The sequence below is a fragment of the Daejeonella sp. genome (genome assembly GCF_030684675.1).
Classification (GTDB): Bacteria; Bacteroidota; Bacteroidia; order Sphingobacteriales; family Sphingobacteriaceae; genus Daejeonella.
The window spans coordinates 38,091-55,398 of the sequence record NZ_JAUXXZ010000059.1 but is presented as its reverse complement, the minus strand read 5'-3'; the positions used below and the strand labels follow the sequence as shown (position 1 = coordinate 55,398).

Annotated in this window: 19 protein-coding genes; 15 read left to right on the top strand and 4 right to left on the bottom strand. The window is 40.5% G+C overall.

Translation table 11 applies throughout. The annotated features are described in order from the left end of the window. The first annotated feature begins 4 nt into the window (after positions 1–4). The 8 genes from Q8M41_RS12720 to Q8M41_RS12685 all read left to right on the top strand — a co-directional run bounded on the left by Q8M41_RS12720 (position 5) and on the right by Q8M41_RS12685 (position 5,882). A complete protein-coding gene (locus Q8M41_RS12720) occupies positions 5–610 on the top strand; it encodes a nucleotidyltransferase family protein (RefSeq protein ID WP_305365658.1) in 606 nt (201 codons plus the stop codon). 13 nt (positions 611–623) lie between these two features. Then, the gene (moaA, locus tag Q8M41_RS12715) at positions 624–1,604 is read left to right on the top strand and encodes a GTP 3',8-cyclase MoaA (protein ID WP_305365657.1); all 981 of its coding nucleotides are present in this window, start codon (positions 624–626) and stop codon (positions 1,602–1,604) included. A 69-nt stretch (positions 1,605–1,673) separates the two neighbouring features. Beyond that, positions 1,674–2,873, top strand: coding sequence for a gephyrin-like molybdotransferase Glp (glp, locus tag Q8M41_RS12710; protein ID WP_305365656.1), 1,200 nt, complete (start codon positions 1,674–1,676; stop codon positions 2,871–2,873). A gap of 4 nt (positions 2,874–2,877) precedes the next feature. Next, complete coding sequence (locus tag Q8M41_RS12705) at positions 2,878–3,609, top strand: sulfite exporter TauE/SafE family protein (protein ID WP_305365655.1); 732 nt, start codon at positions 2,878–2,880, stop codon at positions 3,607–3,609. A 15-nt stretch (positions 3,610–3,624) separates the two neighbouring features. Then, positions 3,625–3,858, top strand: coding sequence for a MoaD/ThiS family protein (locus Q8M41_RS12700; RefSeq protein WP_305365654.1), 234 nt, complete (start codon positions 3,625–3,627; stop codon positions 3,856–3,858). A gap of 2 nt (positions 3,859–3,860) precedes the next feature. Further along, positions 3,861–4,970: a HesA/MoeB/ThiF family protein gene (gene moeB / locus Q8M41_RS12695; RefSeq protein WP_305365653.1), complete on the top strand. Its 1,110-nt coding sequence runs from the start codon at positions 3,861–3,863 to the stop codon at positions 4,968–4,970. Between the two features lie 7 nt (positions 4,971–4,977). Then, positions 4,978–5,421 carry a molybdenum cofactor biosynthesis protein MoaE gene (locus tag Q8M41_RS12690; RefSeq protein WP_305365652.1) on the top strand — a complete coding sequence of 148 codons (444 nt, stop codon included), beginning with the start codon at positions 4,978–4,980 and terminating at the stop codon, positions 5,419–5,421. Between the two features lie 5 nt (positions 5,422–5,426). Beyond that, complete coding sequence (locus Q8M41_RS12685; protein WP_305365651.1) at positions 5,427–5,882, top strand: DUF1801 domain-containing protein; 456 nt, start codon at positions 5,427–5,429, stop codon at positions 5,880–5,882. Positions 5,883–6,419: 537 nt separating this feature from the next. On the opposite strand, the gene Q8M41_RS12680 is transcribed toward Q8M41_RS12685, so the two are convergent. Together Q8M41_RS12680 and Q8M41_RS12675 are read right to left on the bottom strand one after the other, a co-directional pair. Continuing rightward, positions 6,420–7,331, bottom strand: a complete 912-nt coding sequence (locus Q8M41_RS12680) for a Gfo/Idh/MocA family protein (protein WP_305365650.1) — start codon at positions 7,329–7,331, stop codon at positions 6,420–6,422. Positions 7,332–7,394: 63 nt separating this feature from the next. Then, entirely contained in the window at positions 7,395–8,456 is a 1,062-nt protein-coding gene (locus Q8M41_RS12675) for a glycosyl hydrolase family 18 protein (RefSeq protein ID WP_305365649.1), read from the bottom strand. 299 nt (positions 8,457–8,755) lie between these two features. On the opposite strand from Q8M41_RS12675, the gene Q8M41_RS12670 reads away from it, so the two are divergent. The 5 genes from Q8M41_RS12670 to Q8M41_RS12650 all read left to right on the top strand — a co-directional run bounded on the left by Q8M41_RS12670 (position 8,756) and on the right by Q8M41_RS12650 (position 12,530). Continuing rightward, a complete protein-coding gene (locus Q8M41_RS12670) occupies positions 8,756–9,541 on the top strand; it encodes an NYN domain-containing protein (RefSeq protein ID WP_305365648.1) in 786 nt (261 codons plus the stop codon). 193 nt (positions 9,542–9,734) lie between these two features. Next, positions 9,735–10,508, top strand: coding sequence for a LiaI-LiaF-like domain-containing protein (locus Q8M41_RS12665; RefSeq protein ID WP_305365647.1), 774 nt, complete (start codon positions 9,735–9,737; stop codon positions 10,506–10,508). A 60-nt stretch (positions 10,509–10,568) separates the two neighbouring features. Continuing rightward, positions 10,569–10,742, top strand: coding sequence for a DUF4288 domain-containing protein (locus Q8M41_RS12660; RefSeq protein WP_305365646.1), 174 nt, complete (start codon positions 10,569–10,571; stop codon positions 10,740–10,742). 22 nt (positions 10,743–10,764) lie between these two features. Further along, entirely contained in the window at positions 10,765–11,787 is a 1,023-nt protein-coding gene (locus tag Q8M41_RS12655) for a sensor histidine kinase (protein WP_305365645.1), read from the top strand. 2 nt (positions 11,788–11,789) lie between these two features. After that, entirely contained in the window at positions 11,790–12,530 is a 741-nt protein-coding gene (locus tag Q8M41_RS12650; RefSeq protein ID WP_305365644.1) for a LytTR family DNA-binding domain-containing protein, read from the top strand. Between the two features lie 83 nt (positions 12,531–12,613). Here the strand turns inward: Q8M41_RS12650 and Q8M41_RS12645 are convergent, their stop codons facing one another. After that, positions 12,614–13,501: a flavin reductase family protein gene (locus tag Q8M41_RS12645; RefSeq protein ID WP_305365643.1), complete on the bottom strand. Its 888-nt coding sequence runs from the start codon at positions 13,499–13,501 to the stop codon at positions 12,614–12,616. Between the two features lie 237 nt (positions 13,502–13,738). Continuing rightward, positions 13,739–14,743: a fumarylacetoacetate hydrolase family protein gene (locus Q8M41_RS12640; RefSeq protein WP_305365642.1), complete on the bottom strand. Its 1,005-nt coding sequence runs from the start codon at positions 14,741–14,743 to the stop codon at positions 13,739–13,741. 165 nt (positions 14,744–14,908) lie between these two features. Between Q8M41_RS12640 and Q8M41_RS12635 the strand changes: the two genes are divergently transcribed. Together Q8M41_RS12635 and hppD are read left to right on the top strand one after the other, a co-directional pair. Then, positions 14,909–16,075 (top strand): homogentisate 1,2-dioxygenase, encoded by a 1,167-nt coding sequence (locus tag Q8M41_RS12635; protein WP_305365641.1) that lies wholly within the window; start codon positions 14,909–14,911, stop codon positions 16,073–16,075. Between the two features lie 69 nt (positions 16,076–16,144). Then, positions 16,145–17,269, top strand: a complete 1,125-nt coding sequence (gene hppD / locus Q8M41_RS12630) for a 4-hydroxyphenylpyruvate dioxygenase (RefSeq protein ID WP_305365640.1) — start codon at positions 16,145–16,147, stop codon at positions 17,267–17,269. The last annotated feature ends 39 nt before the right edge of the window (positions 17,270–17,308 follow it).

Here is a 17,308-nt window from a genome sequence, read left to right as displayed (position 1 = left end):
GAATATGCCTTCAAAAGAGCTAAGTGGAAAATATGTGCTAATTATTCTGGCTGCAGGCCGATCGGCACGATTGGGCAGTCCGAAGCAGCTACTTTCATATCAGGGGAAAAATCTTCTCCAGCATACAATTGATGCTGCCCATGAAAGTCAGATAGGACCAATCATTGTGATTCTGGGCTCAGATATGGAAGAAATTGCTTCCAGGCTAGATCCAGTTCCTTTGACTATTGTTAAAAATCCAAACTGGGAAAGTGGTATGGCCTCATCTGTAGTATGCGGAATTAATACAATCAATAATTTGTACCCTGATACTGAATCTGCGATCCTGATGGTTTGTGATCAACCATTTGTCAATGCAAAATTATTGAAGAACCTTATTAAAAAACAGGAAGAAAGTGGCAGCTTCATTGTGGCCAGCAGCTATGAAAATATACATGGTACTCCTGCCCTGTTTCATAAAAATCATTTCGATGAGCTTTCCGAACTGAAAGGAGATACCGGAGCAAGATCTCTGATAAAAAAGTACACCGAATCAATTGAGACAATTCCTTTCGATCATGGCAGTATTGATATTGATACAATTGAGGATTACAGAAATTTAGTGAAATAGCGTACTTTTAACCATGCTTATTGATTCATTTGACCGGGTTCATAATTATCTGAGAATCTCTCTTACAGACAATTGCAATTTGCGTTGCTTCTATTGTATGCCCGAAGAAGATTATGAATTTACCCCCCATTCAAGGCTAATGCAGCCTGAAGAAATTGAATCATTAGCTAAACTCTTTGTCGATAATGGGGTCAGCAAAATTCGGCTGACGGGTGGTGAACCGCTGGTACGGAAAGATGCAGCAGATATCATCCTTCGTCTGGCTAAACTGCCTGTCAAACTCACCCTAACAACCAATGCTACCCGTCTTCATGATTTTGTTAACGTACTTGAAGAAGCAAAAGTGAGCTCTTTAAATATTAGTCTGGACACACTTGATTCTGATAAATTCAACATCATCACCCGCAGAGACAGTTTTAAAAGGGTAATGGACAACATCCATCTGATGATCGACCGAAACTTTCATGTAAAAGTGAATGTAGTGGTTATGAAAGGAATGAATGAGCACGAAATCAATGACTTTGTTGCCTGGACAAAGGATGTAAATGTTCATGTCCGTTTCATAGAATTTATGCCCTTTGAAGGTAATCGCTGGACCAGCAATCAGGTATTTACCTGGAAAGAAATGCTGGAGGAAATCAGCCGGAAATATAGTCCGGTAGCGCTGAAGGGCGACATCCATGATACAGCAAAAAAATATAGCATCGAGGGCCATAAAGGCACTTTTGCCATTATTAGTACCATGAGTTCTCCATTCTGTTCGGGCTGCAACAGGATGAGGCTTACCGCCGATGGCAAAATGAAAAATTGTCTTTTTTCTCAGGAAGAAACCGACCTGCTTACTGCACTTAGAAAAGGAGATGATGTTCTGCCCCTGATTCAGGAGAGTATCCGCTCAAAAGCTAAAGAATTGGGAGGGCAGTTCACTAAAGATTTTGAAAAAATCCATACAGAAGATCTTCATAACAGAAGTATGATCAGTATTGGGGGATAAGATTGCTGCTCTGATTGCTAATCCTCCAATTTTATAGAAATTCAAATTTGTTTAACAAATTCAACAGGAATGCCGGCAGAATTTATTGAGGTTTCGGAAGCAAAAAAATTGATCCGGGAAAATATTAAAAGCCTTGATTCTATAAAGGTTTCTATTTCAGTTGCTGCGGGTTTAATCCTCGCTGAAGACATTTATTCATTAACCGATGTCCCCCCCTTCAATCAGTCTTCAATGGATGGTTATGCCTTGAACTATGCAGGCTGGAAGCAAAATAATATGCTTAAAATTGAAGGTCTGGCTCAGGCAGGCCTTTCCGAACAGGATCCTTTGCAAGCAAATAACACATGCAGGATCTTTACCGGAGCTGCAATCCCTCCGGGTGCAGATACGGTAGTGATGCAGGAAAAAGTTGATATTCAGGACGGTAAACTAATTATAAAAGACAGTAATTTAATAGCAGGCCAGAATGTAAGAATTCAGGGTTCTGAAGCAAAAAAAGGTGAAATCGCACTAGAAAAGGGATGTTTGCTGAATGCGCCTGCAATTGGCTTTCTGGCCGGATTGGGTATCCATGAACTGATGGTACACCCACGGCCAACAGTTAGCATCATCCTCACAGGCAATGAACTCCAGCAACCCGGACTGCCTCTATCTTATGGTCAGGTTTATGAATCCAATTCTTATGCATTAAGTGCTGCAATCAGGCAATTGGGAATATTGAATGTAGATGTATTTTCAGCCGAAGATGATCTTAAAATTCTGACAGAAGTATTGGCAATTGCTATGGAACAAAGCGACCTGGTTTTGCTGACAGGTGGGGTAAGTGTAGGTGATTATGACTTTGTAATTCGTGCAGCAGAAGCAAACGGAGTGGAACAGGTTTTTCATAAGATCAGACAAAAGCCCGGCAAACCGATCTATTTTGGAAAAAAGGGTGATAAATGTATTTTCGGTTTGCCCGGAAATCCTGCATCAGTATTAAGCTGCTTTTATGAATATGTCTATCCTGCAATCCAACTGCTAAGCAACTATGAGAAAGACTTGATCATGATGAATGTAATTCTGAAAACAGATATAAAAAAACCGGCAGGTCTTACCCAATTTCTAAAAGCATATTTTGACGGGAAAACCGTAAATGACTTAAAAGCACAGGAATCTTTCAGACTAAGTTCCTTTGCAAAAGCTAACTGCCTGATTAAACTAGATGAGGATCGTACGGAATATAAGGCCGGAGAGGAAGTAGAAATCCATATTTTACCTTCATTTTGAGAGAATGGAAAGTATCTACGTCTTTTACATTCTATTATTTATTGTTGCCTTTCTCTACTCTTCTGTAGGGCATGGAGGTGCAAGTGGATATCTCGCACTTATGGCTATTTATGCTATTTCACCGGAGGTGATGAAGCCTACAGCATTGCTGCTAAACCTCTTTGTATCTCTAACCTCATTTTATCAGTTTTATAGAGGAAAGCACTTCAAATGGAATATATTTTTGCCACTTGCGATTGCATCAGTACCGATGGCCTTTGCCGGGGGATTGATCAGTATAGAGGCTGATTTTTACAAAAAAATCTTAGGTTTACTCCTATTCATTCCCGTGATCCGCTTCCTTTTCTTTGCCAACTTCCAAACCGAAGAGATCCGGAAAAACAATCTTTTCCTGTCCATCCTGATTGGCTCATCTATTGGATTTTTATCCGGTCTGATTGGAATAGGTGGAGGAATCATTCTCTCACCGGTCCTACTGCTTTTAAAATGGACAGATCAGAAACAGACCGCAGCGATCAGTGCTTTATTTATTTTTGTAAACTCCTTCTCGGGTCTGGCAGGTCATGTGAGTAAGGGCATTCAGTTTAGTCCGGATATGATTAGCTATGTAGCCATTGCTTTTGCAGGAGGTTTATGCGGGTCTTATTTTGGTTCATTAAAGTTTAATCAGAATATTTTAAAAAATACACTGGCGATTGTACTACTGCTGGCCGGAATAAAGCTTATTTTTACATAAAAAATTACGAATAATATGCAGGTACATCTTACTTTATTCGGGCAACTCGCAGATATCACAGGGAAAACAGAAATGATCCTTCATGATGTCCCTGACACAGAAACACTGATTAAAACCTTGAATGAAATGTACCCATCTTTGGCGAATGCCAAATATGCCATGGCTTTAAATAAAAAAGTAATCAAAGAGAACACTATTCTTAGCGGAGACAATAATATCGCATTATTACCACCATTTTCAGGAGGTTAATCATGAGCAATCCCTCAAAAAACGATAGATACCAGCGCCAGATCTCCCTGAAAGAGCTTGGTGAAATTGGCCAGCAAAAGCTAAAGGATGCAAAAGTACTGGTAATAGGTGCAGGAGGTTTGGGTTGTCCTGCCTTGCTTTACCTGGCAGGTGCAGGTGTTGGTAGAATTGGTATAGTAGATTTTGATCTGGTTTCACTGAGCAATCTTCACAGACAGGTTTTATTCACTGTTCATGACATCGGCCTTTCAAAAGCTCTGAGAGCCGGGGATGTGCTGGAACAGATTAATCCGGATATTGAGATCATTGTATTCAACGAAAAACTCAGTAATGCCAATGCACTTGACATTCTCAAAGGCTTCGATATTATTCTGGATGGCACTGATAATTTCGCGAGCAGATACCTTATTAATGACGCTTGTGTCATTCTGAAGAAAACCCTGGTTTATGGCGCAATATCCCGTTTTGAGGGCCAGTTAGCCATTTTCAATCATCCTTCAGAGGCAAAAATAGCAGTCAATTACCGTGATCTTTTCCCTCAGGCACCCGCAGATGGGGAAGTTTTGAATTGTGAGGAAGCCGGTGTAATCGGGGTACTTCCCGGAATCATTGGAACCATGATGGCCAATGAAACCATTAAACTGATCACCGGTATTGGAAATGCTCTGATCAATCGTTTGCTAACCTACAATTCCCTCAATAATCATTTTTTCGAGATGGAATTACTGGCGATGCCTGAAACCGGAAAAATGATTCCGAAAGATACCAGGGCGTTTCAGGCATTCAACTACGATTGGTTTTGTTCAGCTCATTCAGCTTTTGAACTGAGTCAGGAAGAGTTTGAAGAAAAGATCATGGACAAAAATATCCAGTTTGTTGATGTGAGAGAAGCAGGAGAAGCGGCTCAGCCAGAAGATTTTAACCATATTAATATTCCTTTGAGCAGTCTAAAAGATCAAATTCCTGATATTAAAGCCGAAACGATTATTCTTTTCTGCCAGAGTGGCAAACGAAGTGCAGGTGCTGCTGAGATACTATCAAAACATTTTGGCAAGTCCAGAAAAATATATAGTTTGAAAGATGGAATCGCCGGTTGGCAGAAATCCAAATAGTACTGTAATGTCAGAAAGAAAACCTAAAAACATCTTTAGCCAGGGCGCCATTCCTGCAACATTCATTGCTCAAAGCATCCAAAAACACAGTACCCAGACAGCTATTGGAGGTCACAGCATATTTCTGGGTCAGGTAAGGGCAGATGATACTGAAAACGGGAAAGTACGTGCCATTGATTTTACAGCCTTTGAAGATATGGCAATTGAAAAAATGCATCTGATCAGGGAGGATATTTTTGCGAAATACCCACTAACCTGTATGCATGTACATCACAGCCTTGGGGAAGTAGCAGCAGGTGAAATTTGCTTATTTGTATTCACCTCATCAGCACACCGAAAAGCTGCAATGGACGCCTGTAATGAAACCGTAGAAAGATTGAAGGCTGAACTACCAGTCTGGGGACGGGAGATCATGGAAGATAATTCTCATCAATGGAAAGTCAATAAATAAAAAATATGCAATCCACAGCAATGACCCCACAGGAATATTTCGATTCCCTTCCGGCAGACCGTAAGGAAGGGATGAATAAGTTAAGAAAAGTGATTCTCGATAATCTGCCCAAGGGATTTTCAGAGGAAATGAGTTATGGAATGATTGGCTATGTTGTGCCACATTCCATATATCCTGCAGGATATCATTGCAGTCCTAAATTGCCGCTACCATTTATGGGGCTTGCTTCCCAGAAAAATTTTATTGCGTTTTACCATATGGGAATTTATGCAGATCAAAAAACAATGGACTGGTTTCTGGAAGAATATCCCAAACATACTTCGGCTAAAAAAGATATGGGTAAAAGTTGTCTGCGGTTTAAAAAACCAGAGCAGATACCATATGAACTGATCGGGCAATTGGTCAAAAGAATCAGCATAGCAGATTGGGTTGGTATTTATGAAAGAAATTTTCGTAAGTAATATTTTTAAACCAATAAGCTATTGGTACTCTGCATGCCCAACCCGATAGCTATTGGGTTTCAATTCTCACCCGACACCTTAGCGGCTATCTCTTTTCGGGTCCCAAGCGTTGTTCGAGCCTTGTTCCACACTTGCTCTACTATTCCTGTATCGCTATAAGGTCCGTATAAAGACCCTATAAGGTCGGTATAAGCTTACATGAATTTGTTTATGAAGAAATTGATAACCCGAAGTATTTATCAATATACTAAAAAATAAAGTCAAAAACAAAGATTCATCATTCTCAACCCGATAGCTATCCTATCGTGCGGACACATCTTTAAACAGGTGTCTAAGTATCAAAATTTATTATTAAGAAGGGATTTAGGCGCTATGCTGTGCCCCTTTAGAGGGGCTAAGGGGAGGATCCACCCCCTTTAATTCCCCCGCCAGCGGGGGACACTGGATGCCTAAGTATAACGACATGGAAGATGTGTCCACACGATAGGATAGCTATCGGATCCCCGTTCTCAACAGACAACTGTCAATTCTCAACTATCAATTCTCAACTATCAATTGATTAACCACATTCTCACACATCTCATGAGTCAGCAAGGCATCCTGCATACTGAATTGAGGTTTCGTACCATTTTCAAGTGCCTGTAGAAAATCCTGAATAATACTTTCAAAACCGCGTTTCGATAAAGTCGATTCCCAGTCGTTAATTCCGCTTGAAATTTCGGTTTTTTGACGCATGGTACTCAAGTTGGTCATATTAACAACGGTCTTCTTCTCTTCTGGGCTAAATACTTCTACTTTCTCCTCAAGGGTTCCTGAATCCCTGTTCATAATTCCAATAGCAGTTGAACCATTCTCAGCAATCAGTTGAAGCACAACATGAATTAATAAGCCATCCCTTTTCATTCCTCTCACCAAAACTTCTTTAATCGGCAAGGTAAACAGGTCGCGCATGGTATCAATAACATGAATAAAATCATCGAAAACAAAGGTCCGTATATCCCCTGGCAGGGAATGACGATTCTTTTGAAGAATGATCATGTTCGGATTTTCGACCTGTTTCAGTTCCCGGTAAGCCGGGGCGTACCTTCTGTTAAAACCAACCATCAGATTCAGGCCTCTGCTTTCTGCGAGATCAATCAGCCTCTTAGAAGAAGCATAATCATAACTTATAGGTTTATCAACATATACATGAATATCATGACTGAGAAGCTGTTCTATGATACTTTCATGCGATTCGGTTGCAGTATGAACAAAAGCACCCTTGATACCACTTTCGAGGATAGATTCAAGACTAAAATGAAGATTATTGAGTCTGTATTGCTTTCCTATTTGGGCAAGACGCTCCTGGTTACGGGTAAAAAGATGAATTTCAAGGTCTTTGCCACTTAATACCGGCAAATATGCTTTTTGAGCTATATCTCCCAGTCCGATGATACCAATTTTTAACATGGGTATGCGTTGTAATTTGTATGTCTTAAGTTATGTGTTGTTTGTTCCTCCTATAACCACAGGTCACCGTATGGTCTTGACCACTTCCCTCTTCAGCACGCTCCAAAACTCCGGATCTTCGCTTCCAAGTACCCATACAGAAATACCTCTTAAATTGTATTTCTTCAGAACATCTAATTTTGGTTTTAATGATCGGGCATCCTCGATAAATAAATACTCAAATACCCCGTCATTATCCCACATGGCCCAGTTAACCTGTGCTTTTTCATGCCATTGTTTTATAGCATTGTACTGTCCGAGAAGATGCTGAACCATAGGATATTTAGCACTCCGGCCGTTTGCGAAACCTCCTCTTTCCTCAGTATAATCTGTAAACCAATGAACCGAATAATTCGGAATTCCCATAGACAGTTTACCCGGTGCTACTCCCTGAGCAAGAAGATGTTCAATCACTTTTCCCATCCATTCGGGACTGGCAACAGGTCCAGGAGGGGTACGCCTGGTATGCTGATCATAGGTCATGATAGATATAAAGTCGCCAATTTCTGAAAGCTCTTTCAGTGAATATCCTGCACGCCAGTTTTCATATAGGAAAAGATGATAAGCAGTGGGTCCACCCACATTTTCTGTTGCATGAACCAGGGCTGCAGATAGTTGAAGATCTGCTTTATGCAATGCATCAGCTGTTTCTTTAAAATAGAGGGTAAAATTATCCATATCAGAGATATGCAGGCCCTCAAGATCAAATTGCCATCCATCCAGATCATACTTTCTCGCATACTCGAGCATCATTTCAATGGAACGTTTACGCGCCACCGGATTTGAAACAATATCGTGTAGCAGTTTCTGATTGAAGCCACTGTTTACAATCAAAGGCATTACTTTGACATGATTGGCCTTTGCCAGAGCAAGCACCCGGGGGTCTACTGAACCCGAAAGAACACCTTCTTTGCTGACAAGGAATGTTTGGGGGCAAACGATGGAGATCTGAGCGACATTGGCCTTAAAACTTTCAAATGATTCGGGGGTATTAACCATATAAAATAGGTTCTCTGACCTGCTTTGGGCATAATTTTCTGTGGAAATGCCCAACAGAAACAGAAAAAAAATCATTAAAATTTTCATAGAATCGTTATTAAGTGGAAGAGATTTAAATTTACACCTCTGCGATCCTTCTTCGGATCAACGCTTACAGGGTTTTGAACCCTGTCTGCGTTTAAGTGCAAAATACAATTTTGAATTGGATAATGTCTCCCTAAACAGGGGAAAAATCGTGTCAGCCGATTGGAAAATCTGATTAATTAAAGCGGATCCTGAAGGAAAATTCAGCTAAAATTCAAAACAGGCATTAAATTTTAACGCATAAAAGGCCTACCTTTATGTGTATGGCTTTCGGCCAATTAAAATACAAGAATTTATACAGCATGGAAATAACCAAAGATCTTAGGCTCGCAGTTCTCATTGATGCTGACAATGTCCCCTATGCGAATGTAAAACCTATGTTTCAGGAAATTGCCAAATATGGCACTCCAACATTTAAACGGATCTATGCCGATTGGACAAAACCAACCGTTTCGGGCTGGAAAAAGGTTTTACTGGAGAATGCTATTACACCTATTCAGCAATACAGCTATTCGACCGGTAAAAACGCCAGCGACAGTGCGATGATCATCGATGCAATGGATATTTTATACTCAGGAAAGGTAGATGGATTCTGCATTGTTTCAAGCGACAGTGATTTTACCAGGCTTGCTACCCGATTAAGGGAAGCGGGGATGATGGTTATCGGTATCGGTGAGAAGAAAACCTTAATCCCTTTTATCACGGCTTGTGATAAATTTATCTATATCGAGATTCTGAGTGCAGAAGAAAGCAGCACAGAGGAAGCTACTTTTGATGAAACCCCACTAAACAGAAAATCAAAGAAACCCCTCAAGAAGAAAAATGCCCCTCTGAATAATATTGATAAAGAGCTAATCAAACTGATCAGCGACAGTATTTCTGACCTTGAAGATGAGAATGGTTGGGCTTATCTTGGAAACCTTGGAAATTTACTTCTGAAAAAGAAACCTGATTTCGACTCCAGAAATTATAACTATCCCAAACTACTTCCCCTGATTAAAAACCTGAATAAATTTGAATTTGATGAAAGGGTATCCGGGAAAGGAAATATCAAACATGTTTACATTAGGCTTAAGGGCACAAATTAAGACATTAGCAAATGAGTAAATTAGCAAATAAGCAAATTACAAGTTGTCAACTGTCAATTCTCAACTCTCAACTAATATTGATTTATTTTTCACCGACATTTTTACGACATTCACCGAGAAGAGTAGTAAACTCGCCTAATAAGTATTTTACATCAGATCATAAGACCTTAGTTTTGAATCAAATATTATAGCCATGCAAAATTTTAACAGCTCAAATCAAAAATCAGGTAAAGCCTTAGTAGGCTTAGTTTTACTTGGCCTGGGGTTCATACTATTACTGCGTACTTTAGACATTTTCTTTATACCATCATGGATTTTCAGCTGGCCTGTATTCTTGATTCTGATTGGTGTTTTCATAGGCTCTCGTCAGGGATATGATCGTCCATCTGCATTTATGCCTATTGCCATCGGTGCACTATTCCTGAGCAATAAGATAATACCCGGCATGGAACTTAGCAGATTTTTCTGGCCATTCCTGATCATTGGTCTTGGAACCTGGTTAGTATTTGGCCGAAAGAAGGGCTTTAAGGCTGAAGATTTTACAAGCTGGGATAAAAGAGTAGACCCTGAAAGCAATGATACTAATTTTACAGGAGAAGCTCAGGAAAGACCTGCTTCCGGACCATTAACTGAAGACAAAATTGAATCTGTTTCAATATTTGGTGGAGTAAAAAAGAATATTGTCTCCAAAGATTTTCAGGGAGGAGAAATAGTAAATTTCTTTGGAGGCTGTGAGATTAATCTGATGCAGGCCGACATCAAAGGCAGGGTAAAAATTGAAGTTGTACAGGTTTTTGGTGGTACTAAAATCATTGTACCTGCAAACTGGACTATCCATTCAGAGATGGTCGCCATTTTCGGGGGGATTGAAGACAAACGCCCTCCTCAGCTGAATGCAATTCCGGACAAGATCCTGGTTATAGAAGGTACATCCATATTTGGAGGAATAGATATTAAGAGCTTTTAAACCAATCAGAAAGCTCTCCTGTTAAAAAACATCATCTATCACCCTATAAATTATACAGCTATGAACTGGTATGTTGCTAAACTCATTTTCAGAATTACCTGTGGCAATGGAAATCACCAACCACAATTTGACGAGCAGCTCAGACTGATCAGTGCTTCAGGGGAAAAGGAAGCGCTTAGAAAAGCATTATCGATAAGCCAAAATCAACAAGCAAGTGTCACAACGGCAATCTAATTCAAATCCTAACAACGGGGTTTTGTCAAGAAGTAAGATCTTACTTGTCATTGTCCAATGTATTGTTGCCAGTATTTTGTCTCAGACAGCGATACTGCTATGGTTTGGATTCAGTTTTCAGACCTCATTACTGGACAGTGCCGTAAGTATTTTACTGCTTGCAATCGCCTGTTACCTGATCGGAAATAACCTGAAATATTACCGGCCAGAGAAAAACAGGTACCTGCTAATGCTAATGTATTGCTCGATTCTTGCTTCTCTTTGGCTGCTGATCAATAATTGGGTTCTTGACAGCATCATTTTAAACGACCCGCATTATGCTGAGTTTTTATACAATTCATTACCTATCCGTTTTTTTATCGGACTCTTAATCATAGGCCTGATGGCCATGGTTAGTGTGGTCTGGTATACACAGGAAGATCAAAAAGAGACAGAAAAAAGAAAACTTGAAGCTGAAACTCTTGCCAGGGATGCCGAGCTCTACAATTTGAGACAACAATTACAACCCCACTTTCTATTTAACAGTTTAAACTCAATTACTGCATTGATAGGCAGCAGACCCGAAGAAGCCAGGAAAATGATCCATCAATTATCAGATTTTCTTCGGGGTACTCTTAAAAAGGAGGATCAGCAGCCTGTTTCGCTAATTGATGAACTGGAACATTTAGAATTATATCTGGACATAGAAAAAGTTCGGTTTGGGCACCGACTCTCTACTGAAATATCATATAATGAAGCCTGCAAATCAAAATTACTTCCACCAATGCTGCTTCAGCCTATTGTAGAAAATGCAATTAAATTTGGCCTCTATGATACAACAGGCGTAGTTACCATTAGTATTTTTGCAGAATGCCTTGAAAATGAACTTCAGATCACTGTTCAAAATCCTTATGATCCGGATACTACCCGTCCTAAACATGGAACCGGCTTTGGACTAAGCGGAGTAAAACGGAGATTGCATTTATTATTTGGAAGAACCGACCTATTGGAAACTACATCTTATAGCCATATATTTACAACTATTGTAAAAATTCCTCAGGTATAAATATGCGAGTAGTTGTAATTGATGATGAGCCTCTGGCACGTTCAGTAGTGATTGAATACCTTCAATCCTGGCCGGATCTGGAGATTGTTCAGGAATGCAGTGATGGTTTTGAAGGAGTGAAAGCAATTGCACAGCATGAGCCGGATCTTATCTTTCTGGATATTCAGATGCCTAAGATCAATGGATTTGAGATGCTCGAACTTATTGAACAGCCCCCTTCGGTAATCTTTACCACAGCCTTTGATGAATATGCCATTAAAGCCTTTGAAGAACATGCTGTAGACTATCTACTGAAACCTTTTACCAAAGAACGCTTCAATAAAGCCGTTCTAAAGTGGATGGATCAGCGACAGGTTGCAGAACCAAAGCAAAACACAAAACAACTCCTCGACAATATTCAGAACTCAAGTCTCAGAAATGAGCGTGTAGTAGTTAAAACAGGAACCAAAATCAAGATCATCCCGGTAAATGATATTCTTTTCCTTGCTGCGGATGATGATTATGTTAAAATTCACACACCCGAAGGATCATTTCTTAAGAATAAAACCATGGCGTATTTCGAAAAGCTATTGGGAGAAGATGATTTCGTCAGGGTTCACCGTTCTTATATTGTCAGGATCAATGAAATTACCAGAATTGACCCTTATGAAAAAGAATCCCATCTCGCAATTCTGAAATCAGGGGAAAAGATTCCGGTCAGCAAAACAGGGTATCCGAAATTGAGACAGGTATTGGGACTTTAAGTTAATTGACAGTTGAGAATGGAATTCCATGGTTGGGAGGCGTTTTACAGGTAACAGACAACAGTTAACTGCTAACAGACAATCTAACTCAAAAGCACCTTCCAGGCCTTTATTACATCCTTAGATTTCAGCAATTTTCTGGCATACTGATGGAGTTCTCTTTCTCTTGTAAGTGAATCACCAATCGTTGCATCAAGAATTTGTCTGAGCTCCGGATCTGTCCTGAACGCAGCAATTTCTTCATCAGATGGCAGGCTTTCAACATTGCCAAGCTGCCCCAGATTATTTCCGGTCAAAACCGCTGAGTTTCGGATCGACGCGGGAAGGGAATCAACTCCAATACCAAGTGTACGGACAGGTTTTTCAACTTCAAATAAATTGTCAACCCCTACCCTGCAATACCAATCCCCACCTAATCTTGCGACCAGATCAATTTTGGCCTGATCAATCTTTCCGGAATCATCCAGTATGTCTTCATTGATGTGTATTCGTTTAATTTCTGCCAGAACCAGATTACCTGCACCAGCATTCTCTCCCAAGGGAATTACCTGCCTGATCAAACACTCCATCTGCACCGGAGATTCAGCAACACGCGGAGGCCTTACCAGTTCAGAAGAGATTTGCGTAAATCCTGCTTTAACAAACTCATTTACACCTTTTGGATACTCCACACTGGTAAGTGATGTTTGTTGCACCATATCATAATTCACGATATTGATCACACATTCAGGCACTTCCAGAATATTTTCAAGGCTATGTTTAGTGGTATTGTCCCTTACCCGACGTGAAGGCGAAAACACGCAGACCGGTGGATTGATACTAAATATGTTAAAAAAACTGAAAGGGCTTAAATTGACATTGCCTTTCTTATCAATCGTCGAAACAAAACAAATCGGCCTTGGTGCGATCGCATATTGAAGATAATTCTGAAGTTCAGCCGGCTTGAGATCGGCGGTATTTATTGTCAGCATATCATTAACTATAATAGAATGTCTTTGCGAAGAGTCCCGACGATTAGTTTGGGGATTGCTTCGCTCCACGCAATGACACCGTAACTGTTATTGCGAGGAGGCCCACCTGATCGGACGGGCAGGTACGATGAAGCAATCTTATGCAATCCGCCCCTCTGGTCGGTGTTATCACCGACCATGGTATATATGAGTGCTATGGTCCAGTGATAACACCGACCAAAGGGAAATTTCTACTCACTAAGAACTTTTCTTTTTTAATTTCAAAATAGACCAGTCTGTATTTGCTTTTCTGATTGTATTGGTCAAACGCCCTAATCCGGTAATTTCCATTTCAACAATATCACCCGGTTGGAGCCACTGCGATTTATATTCCGGGTCATTCAACAATCCGGTTCCATTCAATTCGAGAAAACATCCGGTTCCAACGGTTCCTGATCCGATTACATCTCCGGGTAGAATATCCACACCATAAGAACAACGTTCAATAATCTCGGCAAAGGTCCAGTCCATATCAGCCATTGATCCTGTTGATACTTCCTTACCATTGACCCAGCATTTCATATCAAGCGAATAGGCATTTCCGGTATGTCCGGATTTTGCAGGTATTTTATATTTCTTTAATTCGTCGGGGGTAACCAGCCAGGGACCAATCACTGTTGAAAAATCCTTTCCCTTTGCAGGGCCCAGATTGAGCAACATCTCCTCCATCTGAAGGGTACGGGCGCTCAAATCGTTCATAATCATATATCCTGCGATATAAGAATCGGCTTCTGATGCCCTGATATTTCGTCCCTTTTTGCCGATAACGATTGCGGCTTCCAATTCAAAATCAAGTTTCTCAAAATGATCAGGCATACATTCAACATCGCCCATGCCCTGAATAGAATTATGGTTTGTAAAATAAAATATGGGATACTGATCGAATTCAGGAATCATTTCAACCCGCCTGTTCTTTCTTGCAGAAGCAACGTGCTGCCTGAAAGCATAACCATCACGACAGGAACTGGGATGTGGTACAGGAGCCAAAACTTCAAAGAATATTTCTTCTTTTGCTTTCTGCTTTCCCGATTTAATCTCTTCATTAACCTTCTTGGCCCGCTCCATTAACTCCTCACCCCCACTCAAAAACTCATTCATATTGTCGGGGATGAGCTTATCGCAGGAATTCAGATTGTAAATATGTCCGTTAATGAACAAGCCAAGGTGTTCGCGATCTTCGGTTTTATAGGAAATTAATTTCATGAAAGGTCTAATTAGGTTAGCAGCTATTCAAAACTAATGAATTTTGCTTATCCTTTATTCATTCACCAAAAAAACAAAGATAGAGTCGTCACAAACATATTTCAGTTTCCAATAAAGAAAAGCTTACTTTGTATTACCAATTATAAAACCAATAAATTCTAATTTATGCCTGTTTATCATACATTAGGATCTATTCCTCATAAGCGTCATACTGCCTTCCGTAAAGCAAACGGTGTGTTGTATGCTGAGGAATTGGTCTCTACTGAAGGTTTTTCCAGTCTTTATTCGCTGGTTTATCACTGTCATCCTCCAACTATTGTAAAAGAACTGGGTGAACCCTATTCAGTTGAACCGAAGATTGCCAGAGAAAAGCATCTTCGCCATACGAGCCTGATCGGCTTTAAGATCAAACCCGAGGATGATTATCTGGAGAGCCGAAAGCCCGTACTGGTGAATAGCGATCTTCATATTTCGCTGGCAGCTCCACGCCATTCAATGACGGATTATTATTACAAAAACAGTCAGGCGGATGAGGTTATTTTCATCCACGAAGGCAGCGGAACCTTGAAAACCGGTTTCGGAAAGATAAAATTTGAATATGGCGACTATCTTGTTGTTCCCCGGGGTACGATTTACCAGATGGAATTCAACACTGAAGACAACAGATTGTTTATAATCGAAAGTTTTAGTCCGATACGCACCCCAAAACGCTACCGTAATGAATGGGGACAATTAATGGAACATTCCCCCTTTTGTGAGCGTGATATAAAACGCCCGGCTGATCTTGAAACTCATGACGAAGCCGGAGATTTTAAAATACTGATTAAAAAACAAGGTCTGATCTATCCCTATACCTATGGCACTCATCCTTTTGATTTTATAGGATGGGATGGGTTTCATTACCCGTGGGCATTTTCGATCCACGATTTTGAACCAATTACCGGAAGAATTCACCAGCCACCACCCGTTCATCAGACTTTCGAGGGTCATAATTTTGTGATCTGCTCTTTTTGTCCGCGAAAATATGATTATCACCCGGATGCAATCCCGGCGCCATACAATCATAGTAATGTAGACAGCGACGAAGTTCTCTATTATGTGGATGGCGATTTTATGAGTCGCAAGAGTGTTGTTAAGGGACAGATAACCCTTCATCCGGGTGGAATACCTCATGGTCCGCATCCGGGTACAGTTGAAAAATCAATTGGAAAGGAAAGAACAGAAGAGTTGGCAGTGATGATTGATCCCTTTAAACCATTGATGCTGACAGATTACGCGTTAAGTATTGAGGATGAAAATTATCATAAAAGCTGGCAGGAGAATGTAGAGTGAATGCCGATTTGACAATTTGAAGATTTGATGATTTGATGATGAGGAACAATAATATTCAACAGTAAAATTATGAAAACAGGAACGATAGTAGCAGGTATACAGACAACAGACTTTCTTCCCCTAAAAGGAACAGATTATATTGAATTATATGTTGGAAACGCCAAACAGGCAGCACATTTTTATAAAACGGCCTTCGGTTTTCAAAGTCTGGCCTACGCCGGCCCGGAAACCGGGGTTAAAGACCGTGCGTCATATGTTCTTGTTCAAAACAAGATCAGACTGGTGCTGACCACTCCCTTATTCCCGGATCACCCCATTTCTGAACAATTGACCCGCCATGGTGATGGGGTTAAGATCATTGCCCTTTGGGTGGACGATGCCTATGATGCACACCATCAAACCACTTCCCGCGGTGCTGAAAGTTATCTGGATCCTCAAACACTGGAGGATGATTATGGGCAGGTAAAGATGAGTGGTATCTATACTTATGGTGAAACAGTACACATGTTTGTCGAACGCAAAAACTACAATGGTCTGTTCATGCCCGGATATGAGAAATGGGAAAGCACCTATAATCCGGAACCGACCGGACTGCTTTATGTTGATCATTGTGTAGGTAATGTGGGATGGAATCAAATGGATAAATGGGTGAAATTCTATGAGGATGTGATGGGCTTCAAAAATATCCTGACTTTTGATGATAAACAGATCTCTACCGAATATTCAGCTTTAATGAGTAAAGTGATGAGTAATGGGAATGGCTATGTAAAGTTTCCGATAAATGAACCTGCAGAGGGTAAAAAACGTTCGCAGGTTGAAGAATACCTCGATTTTTATGGGGATGAAGGAGTTCAGCATATCGCAATTGCAACCAATGACATAGTAGATACCGTAAGCAAATTGGAGGACCGGGGTGTTGAGTTTTTAAAGGTTCCGGCCATCTACTATGATGATCTGGAAGCAAGGGTAGGTAAGATAGAAGAAGATATCGAACCACTCAAGAATTTAGGAATTCTGGTCGACCGGGATGAAGAAGGCTATTTACTCCAGATTTTTACTAAACCTGTTGAGGATCGGCCAACCCTGTTTTTTGAAATCATTCAGCGCAAAGGAGCAAAATCATTCGGAGCAGGAAATTTCAAAGCACTTTTCGAAGCTTTGGAAAGAGAACAGGAAGCAAGGGGGAACCTGTAAGGAATTTGATGATTTGAAGATGAGGTGATTTGAAGATGG